The following is a 13011-nucleotide window of genomic DNA, read 5'->3' as shown; positions in this document are numbered from 1 at the left end:
CATCTACCTCCTTTTCTCTATTTATTTCAAAGCTTCGGCACCACTGACAATTTCGGTGATTTCAGTGGTGATTTCAGCTTGTCTTGCACGGTTTAATTTAGTAGTTAAACTCGATACCAAGTCATTAACATTATCTGTCGCACTCTGCATGGCCGTCATTGAACTAGCATGCTCAGCAGTTTTGGCGTCCAATATGGCACCATAAATTGTCGAACGCGCATATTGCGGTACTAAAGTTGACAAGACAGTATTAATGTCTGGCTCAATATCATATTCTAAATCTTTATGTACTTCAGCTTCCTCAACGCCAATATCAATATCAACGATTGGCAGCATTTTTTCAACCCGAAATGCAGATGACAGCGAGTTAATATGGTGCGTGTAGCAGACGTACAACTCATCATAAACGCCATTTAAGTACATTTTAATTGCGGTTGAAACAATTGGTAAAACTTCATCAAAAGTTGGCACATCAGTGATCGCATCATTTTCATAAACAACGTTAAGGTTATTTTTCTTGAAAAAGTCCGCACCAACTGACCCAACAGCTAGAATTTTAATATCCTTGTTTTCAGCTTTCGAATCTTCGATTAAACCCATCATATTTTTAATGACAGCACTGTTGTAAGAGCCAACAAGGCCACGATCACCAGTTATTACTAAATAACCAGTTGACTTAACTTCCTTGCGCTCTTGTACCATATCGGAAACAACTCCAAGGCCAAACACGTTTTCATAATCAATCTTGCTGATGTTATCCTCGTCAGCACTTACCATTTCTTTATGCAAGTGGTTAACGACTTGTCTACTCATCAACCGCGACAGAGTTTGCCGGACATGATCGTTATAAATTGTATAACCTTGATCACGCTTTTCGGTTTGATTCAACTTTGATGCAGAAACCATTCTCATGGCTTCCGTAATTTTACCAGTTTGCTTAACTGAAGCAATTTTTTTCTTCAACTCAAGTAAAGATGCAGGCATACGCTACCTCCTATTTATTACTTGGTGAAAAACTATCAGCGAATTTGCTAATTGCAGCTTGTAATTCTTTTTCATCTGGTAATTCACCAGTTTCGCAAATTTGTTTCAAAAGATCAGCATGAGAACTATCAAAGTTGTCATACATTTCCTTTTCAAACCGCGCAATATCTTCAACTGGAATTGAATCCAAATAACCATGCGTTAGGGCATAAAGAATTAAAACTTGCTTCTCAACTGGAATCGGATCATGCAAAGGTTGCTTCAAAACTTCAACAACTCGACGACCACGATTCAACTTAGCTTGGGTCGCTTGATCCAAGTCACTACCAAATTGAGCAAAACTTTCTAATTCATGGAAGGCAGCCAAATCAGTACGTAAAGTACCAGCTACCTTCTTCATCGCTTTAATCTGCGCACTACCACCAACACGAGAAACTGAGTTTCCGGCATCAATCGCTGGTCTAGTTCCGGCAAAGAACAAATCACTTTGCAAGAAAATCTGACCGTCGGTAATTGAAATTACGTTAGTTGGAATATAGGCAGAAATATCCCCGGCTTCAGTTTGAATGAATGGCAATGCAGTCATTGAACCGCCACCTAATTCATCACTCAATTTAGCACTACGTTCAAGTAAACGTGAGTGCAAATAGAAAACATCACCAGGATATGCTTCACGACCAGGCGGACGACGGAGAAGCAAGGAAAGTTCACGGTAAGCAACGGCTTGCTTGGATAGATCGTCAAAGACAACCAAAACATCCTTACCGTTGTACATAAATTCTTCACCCATCGCGGTACCAGCATAAGGTGCGATATACAGCATCGGTGCTGGCTCACTAGGTCCTGCTTCAACGACAATAGTATAATCCATTGCGCCGAACCGTTTTAAAGTTTCTACTTCAGTTCTAACAGTTGACTCTTTTTGACCAATGAAGACATAAATACAAATAACATCTTGCCCTTTTTGATTCAAAATTGTGTCGATTGCCAAACTAGTTTTACCGGTTTTACGGTCACCAATGATTAACTCACGCTGACCACGACCGATTGGTACCAATGCATCAATCGCTTTAATACCCGTTTGCAATGGTTGGTTAACAGATTGTCTCTGCATAACACCCGGGGCATTTGATTCGATTGGTCGCGTCTTGTCTGTCTTGATTTCGCCTAAACCGTCAACAGGTTGACCCAATGGGTTAACAACCCGGCCGATTAATGCGTCACCGACTGGAACACGCATGATTTGACCAGTTCTTTTAACCTGGTCCCCTTCACGAATGTTATCAAAATTACCCAAAATGATAATACCAACATCATTGGCTTCAAGGTTTTGAGCAATTCCGTAAGAACCATTGTCAAATTCCAACAACTCATTAGCCAAAACATTGTTTAGTCCGTGAGCCCGGGCGATACCATCACCTATGTATGTCACAACCCCGACTTCATTAATATCGAGCTTGTCATCATAGTGCTCAAGTTGCTGCTTGATTAAAGAGCTAATTTCTTCTGCTTTAATGCTCAATGGTTTCACCTCTTTTAATCTTTATTTATTAACTGAACGCGGATCTTCTTCAGCTTGTTTTTAACGGAGCCGTCAATTAAACGGTCGCCAATGCGTAAGATTACACCGCCCAAGATGCTTTCGTCTACCTTATTTTCAAGTCGAACATCTTTTAAGCCATACTTTTGCGCGTAGCCCTTACTTAAAGCAGCTAATTGCGCATCATCAAGCTCGACTGCCGTAGTTGCAGTCCCTGATGTAATCTTGTTTTTCTGATCATATAAATCGTTAAAACGATCAATAATATCAAGTAAATCCGCAAAACGATCATATTCTAATAGAAAATTCAAAAAGTTCTGTACTTCGACGTTGAAATCTTTTTCAATCACCGCAAGTGACGCCCTTTTTTCATCGCTATTAAAAATCGGATCACTAAAAACACTCAAAATCTGCGGATTAGCAGAAACAGCTTGCGCTAACTCCTGTAAATCCGCATGAACAGCATCCAAAGAATTCATATCCTGTGCGTAGCCGAACAGTGCTGTTCCATAACGTGCAGCTATTTCTTCTCTACTTAAGGCCATTATTCATTCAGCCCCTTAATGAATTGATCGACTAAATCTTTTTGATCAGCAGCAGACAAATTCTTGGCAATTACCTTTTCAGCAATTGCTACAGAAATATCTGCAACTTGACCGCGCGCTTCATTCAAAGCATCAACTTTTGCTTGAGCAGCATCAGCCTTAGCTTTATCGTGAATTGAAGCAGCATCATTATTGGCATCAGCCACAATCTTACTGCTTGTTTTTTCCGCATTAGCCTTTGCATCAGAGAGAATCTGTGTTGCCTCTTGTCTTGAATTCTTCAAGGCAGCTTCACGCTCATTAGCTAAAATTTCAGCTTTTTTACGATCGCTTGCAGCTGAATCTAAATCATTAATTACCTTTTGGCGCCGTTTCTCCATCATGTCAGAGACTGGTCCCCAAGCATAATGCTTAACTAAAGCAAGCAAAATTGCAAAAACAATTAAATACCAAAGGGTATTGCCAAGATAAATATGACCTGAGGCTGCAAATAAAGTTTGAAATGTCATTTACTGCCCTTCTCTCTTTTTCAACCTAAATCTTTTAGTAAAAAATTAAAGGAAGAGAATCAGGAACGCAACAACGACTGCCAAAATAGGAACAGCTTCAATCAAACCAACACCGATAAACATTGTTGATCTTAAATTACCAGCACTTTCTGGTTGACGAGCCATGCTTTCAATTGTCTTAGTAATAACTTTTCCGTTACCCCAAGAAGCAGCTAAAGCAGCGATTCCTGCTGCAAGTGCTGCAGCTAAATATTTAAAAGCTTGTGACATATTTTAACCTCCAAAAAAATTATTCCTTTGTAACCTTTTTTCCAATGTAAACCATTGATAAAGTTACGAAAACATATGCCTGGATAGAGCCAATGAAGACAGAGAAACCTTGCCAAATCATTGCAAGCGGCGCAGCTAAAATTAACGTAGAAATACCAAAGCTTGGAGCTAAACTATTTCCAATTAATGTTAGCAAAACTTCACCAGCATAGATATTCCCGTATAAACGCAAAGACAACGTCAAAAAATTAGTAATTTCCTCAATCATATTGATTGGGAACAAAAAACTAACTGGTGAAGCGTAATTGCGCCAATATCCACCAACGCCGAACTTTTGCATTCCAAACGTGAATGATAGAAGCAAGGTCATCATTGCAAACGACATTGTCGTCACTGGGTCAGCTGTTGGTGACTTAACAAACATATAGTCACCAGCTTTGACTTCCATGAACAAGCCAAGCATGTTCATAAACCATATAAAGAGAAATAAAACAAAAGCATAAAGTGACAAGTGCTTCTGTGCATCTTGATCACCAACATTGTCTTTAACAATGTTATCTGTGAAATCAAGTAAATACTCTAGCACATTTTGCTTTTTGTTTGGTTTCATTTCAACTTTACGTGAAAGCCAAATACAGACAAATAAAACCACTGCTGCCATTAAAGTTGAGCCAATGATCCCAGTAAGATCAAAGGTTAAGCCCAAGAATTTAAAAACAAATGATTTCTCCATTACTTCGCGGACCTCCCTTCCTGTGCTCAATTATCGAACACTCATACAATATTAACACCAAACATTAATTTTGTGAAAAATTGTAAGCGAATTCTAAAATTAATTTGGCAAATGCAAGACTATTTAGTCCCAAATAGTCGGTCACCCGCATCGCCAAGACCTGGGAAAATATAGCCATTTGGCAATAATTCTTTATCTTCGGCTGCGGCATAAATATCAACGTCTGGATTTTCTTTTTGAATTGCCTTAACACCCTCTGGTGCAGCAACTAAGACAGCTAGCTTAATGTCCGTAACGCCGCGCTTCTTCAAAGCACCAATAGCCATGTTAGCTGAACCACCAGTGGCAAGCATTGGATCGACAACCAAGCATTCACGTTCTGCAATATCCTTTGGCATTTTGCAGAAATATTCATGTGGCTTCAAAGTTTCTTCATCACGGTACATCCCGATAACGCCAACCTTAGCTGACGGAATCATTTCCATTACACCGTTAAGCATTCCAATACCAGCACGCAAGATTGGCACAATCGTCATCTTTTTGCCGGCGATTTCCTTCTGCGTAGTTTTGCCAATTGGTGTTTCAATCTCAACATCCTTCAGTGGCAAATCTCTGGTGATTTCATAAGTCATAAGACCACCAATTTCACCGACAATCCGGCGAAATTCGTTAGAACTCGTTTCCTTACGTCTGATAATGGTTAACTTGTGTTGAATCAAAGGGTGATCCAAAACTGTAAATTTGCCCATAATTTCCTCCTAAAAATATAAATTATACTTAATAAGTATTTTAATCAAAACGGTGAAGGGTTTAAAGTCCTTTGCTGGTAATTTTTTAATTTACTTGATAGTGGTGCCCAGCAGCAGCCTTATTTAGTCTATTCATATAAGCTAAAGTTGCTTCACTACCTCTAAAGCCCTGGACAAAAATCTGCTTGATGTCCTTTTTATCGTCAAAATAACGTAAACCACCAAATAAATTATGATCAGCATCGGATAAATTTTGCCCCAAACTAAATTTGTTTTCTTCTGGTGCAGAAATTTTAGCTAATTCAGCGTCAAGAGCCATAACGCCCGTTGTTTTATCAAAATTAATCTGTGCAAAGTCTTTGGTATCATCAACCACCACCACGGGAGCAGCAGGTGCATAATGCCGGTACTTCATCCCTGGTGCCTTTGGTATATCTTGATCAGAAACCTTGCCGGTGTTGATCAGTACCTTTTCTCCTAAAACTGCACTTAGCTCTTCCGGAGTAATCTCGCCGGGACGCAAAACAATCGGAGTTTTAACTGATAAGTCAATAATCGTCGATTCCAGACCTACTCTTGTCTCTCCGCCATCAATGATACCAGCAATTTTACCCTTAAGATCATGATATACATGTTGTGCAGTTGTTGGACTAGGCTTAGTTGATGTATTGGCTGACGGCCCCACAATTGGATAACCCAACTTGGCAATTAAGTCATGGGTCAGCTTGTCATCGGGGCAACGAAAGGCAACTGTATCAAGACCACCAGTAACAGCGCTAGGTAAGCTGTCAGGTTTAACAAAGAGCAACAATGTTAATGGGCCTGGCCAGAAGTGTTTAATTAACTTTTTTGCCCGTTCTGGCACTTCTTTAGCATATCTTGCCATCATTTCAGCGCCTGAAACCGTCACAATTAATGGATTATCACTCGGCCGACCCTTAGCTGCATAAACACCTTTGACCGACTTTTCGTTAGTGGCAATTGCTCCTAGTCCATAAACCGTTTCCGTTGGAAAAGCGACTAATTCACCTGCAGCCAGCAATTTAACTGCATCATCAATTTGTCCTTCTGAAAAAATTTTCGTTTCCATCTACTTGTTCCACTTTCCATAAACCATGCGTGGCTTACCTGCCATGTCGTTTTTAAACTCAACCGTAAAGTCCGGCAATTCCTTAGCAAATAATTCACTTAACTGCTCCTTTTCACTAAAGCCGTACTCCAGGAAGAACTCACCATGACTATTTAAATGCTCCCGAACTTGTTTGGCAAATTTTTGGTAAAATTCCAAGCCAGTCTTACCGCCAAATAATGCTTCTTTAGGTTCATTTTGCAAGACATTTTGGTCCATAAGATTTTTTTCTGTTTCCTTAATATAAGGCGGATTAGAAATAATCACATCAAACTTCTCTAGGCCAATTAAAACATTAGCTTTACGCGTCGTCACATCAAGGTCATAAGTGACAAAGTTTTCCTCGCTAGTTCGCAAAGCAGCATCGGTAACATCTGAAGCGTATAAATCTAGGTCAGTAATTCCCTTGCTTGCAGCTTCTTTAGCTAAAACGACCGTGATACAACCAGACCCAGTTCCTAAATCCAAAACCTTGTCGCCTGACTGTAAATGAGCTAGCGCCCAATTAACTAGTTCTTCAGTTTCAAACCGCGGAATCAAAACCCCATGTTGAACCATAATTTTATAGCCGTAAAACCAGGCATAGCCCAAAATATATTGCGGCGATATCCCCTTAGCTAGTTTATTAACATCTTTTTGTGCTTGCTTCAATTGCTCAGGCGTTAATTGCAAATCATGCTTTAAGGCATACTCACTGGGCGTTAAATTTAATCTTTCTGCCAGCAAGTATTCCACATCTTCAGGCCTCGCATCTGGTGCAGTTTCAATAGACCAAATTTGTAAATCTCGCAGTGTTATAATTTTAGGCATTTTGATCAGCCAGCTCCTCTAATTGCTTAGTTTGGTTATATAAAATTAAAGCATCAATAATTTCATCCAGTTCGCCATTCATTACTCGGTCAAGCTTATTTAAAGTAAAACCAATTCGGTGGTCAGTTACCCGGTTTTGCGGGTAATTGTACGTCCGAATCCGTTCTGAACGGTCACCTGTACCAACAGCGTTCTTTCTTTTAGCATCATATTGGTTACGATTTTGGCTTTCATAATAGTCATAAACCCGCGACTTCAGAATTTGCATCGCCTTTTCCCGGTTCTGCTGCTGACTACGCTGATCTTGCATGGCAACAACAATCCCAGTTGGCAAGTGCGTCATTCGAACAGCACTAGAAGTCTTGTTAATGTGCTGGCCACCGGCACCACTTGAACGATAAACATCAACCCGAATATCCTTAGGATCAAGGTCCAAATCTACTTGCTCGTATTCAGGCATAACCGCAACAGTCGCAGTTGACGTATGAACCCGACCTTGTGATTCAGTTACTGGTACCCGTTGTACTCGGTGCGCACCATTTTCGTACTTGAGCTTAGAATAAACCTTATCACCGGTAATCATAATAGCGATCCGCTTATAGCCGCCTACTTCTGTTGGTTCACTATCAACTATTGATACCTGCCAATTCTGCCGTTCAGCATATTTCTCATACATTCTGAGCAAGTCACCAGCAAATAGTGAGGCTTCATCCCCACCAGCAGCACCACGAATTTCCATGATAATATCCTTATCATCGTTAGGGTCTTTTGGCAGCATTAATATTTTAATTTGGTCTTCTAATTTACCGATTTCTTGTTCAAGATCGTGATTTTCTTCCTTAGCCATGTCAACTAGGTCGCTGTCACTTTCGCTTGAAATAATTTCCTTATTATCGGCAATCTCTTGCTTGTCAGCCTTATATTTCTGGTATTTTTGCACAACATCGCGCAAATCTGCCTCTTCTTTTGAAATTTCCATGTAGCGCTTGGTATCACTGATGACTTCTGGGTCGGCCATCATTTCTTGAAGCTCTTCATAATGAGCTACTAACCCTTCAAGCTGTGCCATAACTTTGTCCATATTTATCTATTCCTCTCTTGTTCTAAGCTTTCCCGGGTGAAAATAATGAAACCGGCAAACTGGATAATAACTTTCATCGCCACCAATTTGCACTTGCTCACCCTCATAAACAGGTTGACCATCGTGAATCCGTAAGTTCATTGTAGCCTTACGGCCGCAATAGTGGCAAATTGTTTTGATTTCCTTAATTTTATCTGCAAAAATCAAGAGGTTTTTACTACCCTCAAATAATTTATTCTGAAAATCATTCTTAAGTCCAAAAGTCATTACCGGAATCTTAAGTTCATCAACAATTCTGGCACATTCTAAGACATGGTGCCGCTCTAAAAATTGCGCCTCATCAATAAAAACACAAGCAATCGAACCATCGCCGCGTTTTTTGTCCTCAGCGTTTAGTTTTTTGATATACTCAAAAATATTCGTCTCTGGCTCAATCGGAACTGCATCTCGGTGCAGACCAATTCTTGAAGCAACTGTGCCAACACCACTGCGATTATCAACACCGCTGGTCATCAATGCAATCTTTCGCCCCTGGGCCTCATAGTTATGCGTATCTTTAAGAATTTCAATTGTTTTACCACTACTCATCGCGCCATAGTGAAAAAATAATTGTGCCATTTTTTGCTCCTTTGTTTAAATTAAATTCACCTAACTTAACTAGTATAGATGAAAATCAAATTATGTGCAGGTAAATTGTCGTGAAAACTCGTTTTCAACTCGGCGCTATGCTATAGTTATAATGATTTTAAAGTGAGGGATAAACATGAATCTAAAATCAAAAATTGCCAAGGTAGCTGGTAAATCAAGCTATTGGTTTCTTCATAATGTATTAAAAGGCGGCACCAGTTTCCCCGGTAAGTTAGCAATGAAAATTGACCCGCAGGTGTTAAAGGCTCTAGCACGGGATTATGAAACTGTCATTGTGACTGGGACTAACGGCAAGACAATGACGACATCTCTAATTGTAGCCGCATTGAAACAAAAATATGGCGATATTTTAACTAATCCGTCGGGCTCAAATATGGAGCAAGGAATTGTCACTGCCTTCTTAGCTCATAAGCAAAAGAAGGTTAAGCGTAAGATTGCTGTCTTAGAGGTTGATGAAGCCAACGTCAAGATGGTTACTGAATTAATTCACCCAAGTTACTATGTGTTGACCAATATTTTTCGCGACCAAATGGACAGATATGGCGAAATTTACACCACTTATGCCAAAATCATAGATGGCATTAAGCTGGCTCCTGAAGCAACAATTATTGCCAATGGTGATGCTAGCATTTTTTCATCAGTTGACTTACCTAATAAAAAAGTATTCTACGGATTTAATTTGGATTCTGAGCAAAAAGATAGCGATACTAAGGCTCCAGTGAATACAGATGGCGTCTTATGTCCTAAGTGCGACCATGTTATTCACTTTCATGAGCGCATTTATGCTAACCTAGGTGATTTTTTCTGTCCACATTGCGGCTACAAACGGCCTGAATTAAAATATCAGGTTAACAAAATTATTAAACAAACGCCTAACCAACTGGCATTTCAAATGGGGGCTAAGGATTATACAATCAACATTGGTGGGACTTATAATATTTATAATGCGCTGGCTGCATATTCTGTTGCTCGTGAATTTGGTCTAAGCGACGATGAGGTCGCACAATCATTTGCCAAAAACAAACGCGTCTTTGGTCGGCAGGAATTAATTAACTACGCTGGTAAGGACATCGACCTGATTTTAGTTAAAAATCCGGTGGGGCTTGACGAGGTGCTCCACATGTTAAACACGGAGCCTGAAGATTATTCACTGGTTGCTCTGCTTAATGCCAACCATGCTGATGGGATTGACACCTCTTGGATTTGGGATGGCCAGTTCGAAGACCTAAATTGTGAGCAGATTAGGCATGTTATTGTTGGCGGCTTGCGTCGTAAAGATATGCACTTTAGGTTAGAAGTTGCCGGCTTTAACCCTGATAACATGACTGTAGCTGAAAATAATGACGACTTAATTGCGCAAATTGCTAAATTGCCAACTAAAAAAGTTTATATTTTATCAACCTATACTGCCCTCCTCGCCTTGCGTAAAACAATGGCTGAAAAGAAAATCATTAAAGCTGGTATGTAATAATCAAAAAATGCAGCTCTCTTTATGAAGAACTGCATTTTTTATTTAGAATAAATTTATGGCAACTTGTTATATTCATCATTAGCAACCGGTTCAAGCCATTGCGTTGATCATGTCGTAATTGCCAAGTGACATCTTTAGCAGCACCATACCCATGTTTAGTCCCACGTGAACAACCACAACATCACCCGCAAATCTTAAACGATAAGATTAATTGGTACAAGAAAAAGCAAGCTAGCATAATTACCGAAAATAAAAATTTTGCACCGATTTATGCTTTTTCAGTTAATTTCAAAAAATCGTAGAAAATAAAAATGCCCTAGTATCAATGCTTATGGCTAATTGAAACTAAGACAAATCATGAATATTGGGATATCCGGGCTCGAACCGAAGAAAACTAAGCATTTTTAAGGATTTTTAAGCACGTAAAACGTTGATTTAACGGGAAATGTGTTTTTAATAAACCATAAGAATTTTGTTGCTGATGGGCAAATTGATGGGCAAAAATATAAGGCATAACTCCTTATGTACCAGTAAAAATGAGCGACGCTAAAATTGATTAATTTCAATTTACAAAAATACCACTCGAATTTACGGGTGGTATTTGTAATTCAGAACCCTAGGGCCCTCTGAACTTGATCAGTTAAATTATGACATTTAATAGACTTAGCAAAATATTAGCTTTAAAATTAGCATATTGAAATTTATAAAGAAATTAAAATAAAACTATTATTCAAAAATGTAGCATTTATTGGAACTTTAATTTACTAATTATAAAAATTAAAATAAGGAAAATTAATTATATGAAGAATAATTACGTTATATTTATACTTGGTTTTGTAATTTGCATTATAATTGAATTCATATATAAACTAATACGAAAAAAATGTACAATTGATAAAATTAAATCATATTTTAGCGAAAAAATTGAACGTTATAGTTCAAAATTTGAAGATCAACTAATTTTACATCCAAATTTAAAAAGAAAGTCAACTTGGCTATTTATTGGGATTGTTACAGGAAGCATTTTCACTTTTTTAATAATATTTCTAATTTATAAAAGAGAAAATCGCGAATATCTAATTAACCTTTTATCAGCATGTGGTACTATTGCAGCTGTCTGGACAAGCATCTATTTCAATCACAAAGACAATAAAAAAAGTATTGAAGTAGAGGCAATATGTACCTACAAAGGAGGAACGGCTGATAATAGAGAGCTAATTAGTATACAAACTTATGCAGTCAATACTTCTAAATACGCAGTAAGGCTTGAACTTGATGGAGTTAGCATGTATGATGGTGCTTTAAAAATAGCAGTAGGAGCACTTACATATGCAACCAATACACCTGAAGTTATTAAAGCAGGAGAATCCACTGAAATATATGAAATATCAAAAAAAGAAATCCTTGAAGCCCTAAATGAATTTGAACATATGCGAAAAGAACCAGATCGCTTTTATAAGAAAGAAATTTTAAATAAGCTAAATCCAAATCAATTCCAAATTGAAGTCGAATTTTTAGAAGGAGAAAAAACTTCATACTTTGGTTATGATGAAGTAGATCTATCAGAAGCTCCTTTTTGGAAAGAAATAAAAGAACAATTAAAATAAATCTTACTTGTACATAAAAAGACCGCCCCAGAGGTTTTGTCCTCCAGAGCGGTCTTCCTTTGTATCAATTATTTTTATCATGGTCTTTATTATTAGTCAAATCATCATTTCCAGATAAAGTTTCTACATTACTTGATACAGTTCCTACTAAAGTAAAGAAGCTGATTAACCCCGTACCCGTTGCAAAAATTGAATGCCCATCTTGTGCTAAATAAAAAGTTCCAATAGCAGTAATTATAATAAATACAATTACTGCTATTAAAGATACCCACGCCATTCTTCCACGTCTCTTTTGTCGACTAGTCTCTAAATTTCTTCTATGCTCAGATTCAGCAATTCCATTATCTATAATTTTCTTAGCTGCTCCTTTGTCTAAAGCATCATAACCAGCTAAAATCTTAGGATGTGGAATTGGTCCCGAATACATTTCTAAAGAAGCGATTGAAGAAATAATGGTTTCCTTTTTATCATCAGACAGATCCATTTTTTCAACTTGATCAATAATCTCTTTATCTAATTTATCATCAGCTGTTTTATCCATATTGTTAGATATTGGTTGCTTATTATTTGATTCTTGATTCTCCATAAATTAGAATTCCACGTTTTAAATCATTTCCAACATTTTTCCAATCTTGCTCTGTAAATCCACCAAAAGCAGTATTATTTTTCAAGCTATAATTATTCGACTTATTTTCCAATCTCTTATAAGGAACAGAAAGTTGTTTTGAAACTCGCTTAAAAATCAACGTCATTTCTGTAAACATGTTATTTCCTCCTTTTATTGTATTTTATCACATAACGATACTTTGATGCTTTTAAATATAATTTTTCAGTTCATTAAATATTTTTGTAAGCAAAAAAGATCGCCCATAGAGCAATTAAACTCTACAGACGGTCTTTTGCGTTGGCCCCCATAGCAGATGCCAACGCTGTCC

15 protein-coding genes are annotated in these 13011 nt (G+C 38.0%); 2 read left to right on the top strand and 13 right to left on the bottom strand.

The annotated features are described in order from the left end of the window. Positions 1–21: 21 nt before the first annotated feature. The 11 genes from PT287_RS03235 to PT287_RS03185 form a co-directional block, all read right to left on the bottom strand. Complete coding sequence (locus tag PT287_RS03235) at positions 22–984, bottom strand: F0F1 ATP synthase subunit gamma (protein WP_277132535.1); 963 nt, start codon at positions 982–984, stop codon at positions 22–24. Between the two features lie 10 nt (positions 985–994). After that, positions 995–2506 carry a F0F1 ATP synthase subunit alpha gene (atpA, locus tag PT287_RS03230; protein WP_277132533.1) on the bottom strand — a complete coding sequence of 504 codons (1512 nt, stop codon included), beginning with the start codon at positions 2504–2506 and terminating at the stop codon, positions 995–997. 14 nt (positions 2507–2520) lie between these two features. Continuing rightward, positions 2521–3069: an ATP synthase F1 subunit delta gene (gene atpH, locus PT287_RS03225; RefSeq protein ID WP_277132532.1), complete on the bottom strand. Its 549-nt coding sequence runs from the start codon at positions 3067–3069 to the stop codon at positions 2521–2523. Beyond that, complete coding sequence (gene atpF, locus PT287_RS03220; RefSeq protein ID WP_277132530.1) at positions 3069–3578, bottom strand: F0F1 ATP synthase subunit B; 510 nt, start codon at positions 3576–3578, stop codon at positions 3069–3071. Before atpF ends, atpH begins: the two co-directional genes overlap by 1 nt. A 45-nt stretch (positions 3579–3623) precedes the next feature. Beyond that, positions 3624–3848 (bottom strand): F0F1 ATP synthase subunit C, encoded by a 225-nt coding sequence (gene atpE, locus PT287_RS03215; protein WP_277132528.1) that lies wholly within the window; start codon positions 3846–3848, stop codon positions 3624–3626. A gap of 19 nt (positions 3849–3867) precedes the next feature. Further along, on the bottom strand, positions 3868–4581 hold the full coding sequence (gene atpB / locus PT287_RS03210; protein WP_277132526.1) for a F0F1 ATP synthase subunit A: 714 nt from the start codon (positions 4579–4581) through the stop codon (positions 3868–3870). A gap of 119 nt (positions 4582–4700) precedes the next feature. Continuing rightward, positions 4701–5330 carry a uracil phosphoribosyltransferase gene (gene upp / locus PT287_RS03205; protein ID WP_277132524.1) on the bottom strand — a complete coding sequence of 210 codons (630 nt, stop codon included), beginning with the start codon at positions 5328–5330 and terminating at the stop codon, positions 4701–4703. Between the two features lie 85 nt (positions 5331–5415). After that, a complete protein-coding gene (locus PT287_RS03200) occupies positions 5416–6420 on the bottom strand; it encodes an L-threonylcarbamoyladenylate synthase (RefSeq protein ID WP_277132523.1) in 1005 nt (334 codons plus the stop codon). Beyond that, positions 6421–7269, bottom strand: a complete 849-nt coding sequence (gene prmC, locus PT287_RS03195; protein ID WP_277132521.1) for a peptide chain release factor N(5)-glutamine methyltransferase — start codon at positions 7267–7269, stop codon at positions 6421–6423. Next, positions 7262–8350 (bottom strand): peptide chain release factor 1, encoded by a 1089-nt coding sequence (gene prfA / locus PT287_RS03190; RefSeq protein WP_277132520.1) that lies wholly within the window; start codon positions 8348–8350, stop codon positions 7262–7264. Before prfA ends, prmC begins: the two co-directional genes overlap by 8 nt. A gap of 6 nt (positions 8351–8356) precedes the next feature. Then, on the bottom strand, positions 8357–8968 hold the full coding sequence (locus tag PT287_RS03185; RefSeq protein WP_277132518.1) for a thymidine kinase: 612 nt from the start codon (positions 8966–8968) through the stop codon (positions 8357–8359). A gap of 145 nt (positions 8969–9113) precedes the next feature. On the opposite strand from PT287_RS03185, the gene PT287_RS03180 reads away from it, so the two are divergent. Both PT287_RS03180 and PT287_RS03175 read left to right on the top strand, forming a co-directional pair. After that, positions 9114–10466: a Mur ligase family protein gene (locus PT287_RS03180; RefSeq protein WP_277132516.1), complete on the top strand. Its 1353-nt coding sequence runs from the start codon at positions 9114–9116 to the stop codon at positions 10464–10466. Between the two features lie 803 nt (positions 10467–11269). Next, complete coding sequence (locus tag PT287_RS03175; RefSeq protein ID WP_277132514.1) at positions 11270–12076, top strand: hypothetical protein; 807 nt, start codon at positions 11270–11272, stop codon at positions 12074–12076. A gap of 64 nt (positions 12077–12140) precedes the next feature. On the opposite strand, the gene PT287_RS03170 is transcribed toward PT287_RS03175, so the two are convergent. Further along, positions 12141–12662, bottom strand: coding sequence for a DUF2335 domain-containing protein (locus tag PT287_RS03170; protein WP_277132512.1), 522 nt, complete (start codon positions 12660–12662; stop codon positions 12141–12143). Further along, positions 12640–12840 (bottom strand): hypothetical protein, encoded by a 201-nt coding sequence (locus PT287_RS03165; protein WP_277132510.1) that lies wholly within the window; start codon positions 12838–12840, stop codon positions 12640–12642. Before PT287_RS03165 ends, PT287_RS03170 begins: the two co-directional genes overlap by 23 nt. Between the last annotated feature and the right edge of the window lie 171 nt (positions 12841–13011).

Source organism: Lactobacillus sp. ESL0679 (assembly GCF_029433515.1).
In the GTDB taxonomy this organism is placed as follows: domain Bacteria; phylum Bacillota; class Bacilli; order Lactobacillales; family Lactobacillaceae; genus Lactobacillus.
This window is presented reverse-complemented; position numbering and strand designations above follow the sequence as displayed.

Coding starts and splice junctions, on each gene's coding strand:
- PT287_RS03235 (WP_277132535.1), bottom strand. CDS start 984: ATGCCTGCATCTTTACTTGAGTTGAAGAAAAAAATTGCTTCAGTTAAG.
- atpB (WP_277132526.1), bottom strand. CDS start 4,581: ATGGAGAAATCATTTGTTTTTAAATTCTTGGGCTTAACCTTTGATCTT.
- atpE (WP_277132528.1), bottom strand. CDS start 3,848: ATGTCACAAGCTTTTAAATATTTAGCTGCAGCACTTGCAGCAGGAATC.
- PT287_RS03170 (WP_277132512.1), bottom strand. CDS start 12,662: ATGGAGAATCAAGAATCAAATAATAAGCAACCAATATCTAACAATATG.
- atpF (WP_277132530.1), bottom strand. CDS start 3,578: ATGACATTTCAAACTTTATTTGCAGCCTCAGGTCATATTTATCTTGGC.
- PT287_RS03200 (WP_277132523.1), bottom strand. CDS start 6,420: ATGGAAACGAAAATTTTTTCAGAAGGACAAATTGATGATGCAGTTAAA.
- prfA (WP_277132520.1), bottom strand. CDS start 8,350: ATGGACAAAGTTATGGCACAGCTTGAAGGGTTAGTAGCTCATTATGAA.
- PT287_RS03180 (WP_277132516.1), top strand. CDS start 9,114: ATGAATCTAAAATCAAAAATTGCCAAGGTAGCTGGTAAATCAAGCTAT.
- PT287_RS03185 (WP_277132518.1), bottom strand. CDS start 8,968: ATGGCACAATTATTTTTTCACTATGGCGCGATGAGTAGTGGTAAAACA.
- upp (WP_277132524.1), bottom strand. CDS start 5,330: ATGGGCAAATTTACAGTTTTGGATCACCCTTTGATTCAACACAAGTTA.
- atpH (WP_277132532.1), bottom strand. CDS start 3,069: ATGGCCTTAAGTAGAGAAGAAATAGCTGCACGTTATGGAACAGCACTG.
- PT287_RS03175 (WP_277132514.1), top strand. CDS start 11,270: ATGAAGAATAATTACGTTATATTTATACTTGGTTTTGTAATTTGCATT.
- PT287_RS03165 (WP_277132510.1), bottom strand. CDS start 12,840: ATGTTTACAGAAATGACGTTGATTTTTAAGCGAGTTTCAAAACAACTT.
- prmC (WP_277132521.1), bottom strand. CDS start 7,269: ATGCCTAAAATTATAACACTGCGAGATTTACAAATTTGGTCTATTGAA.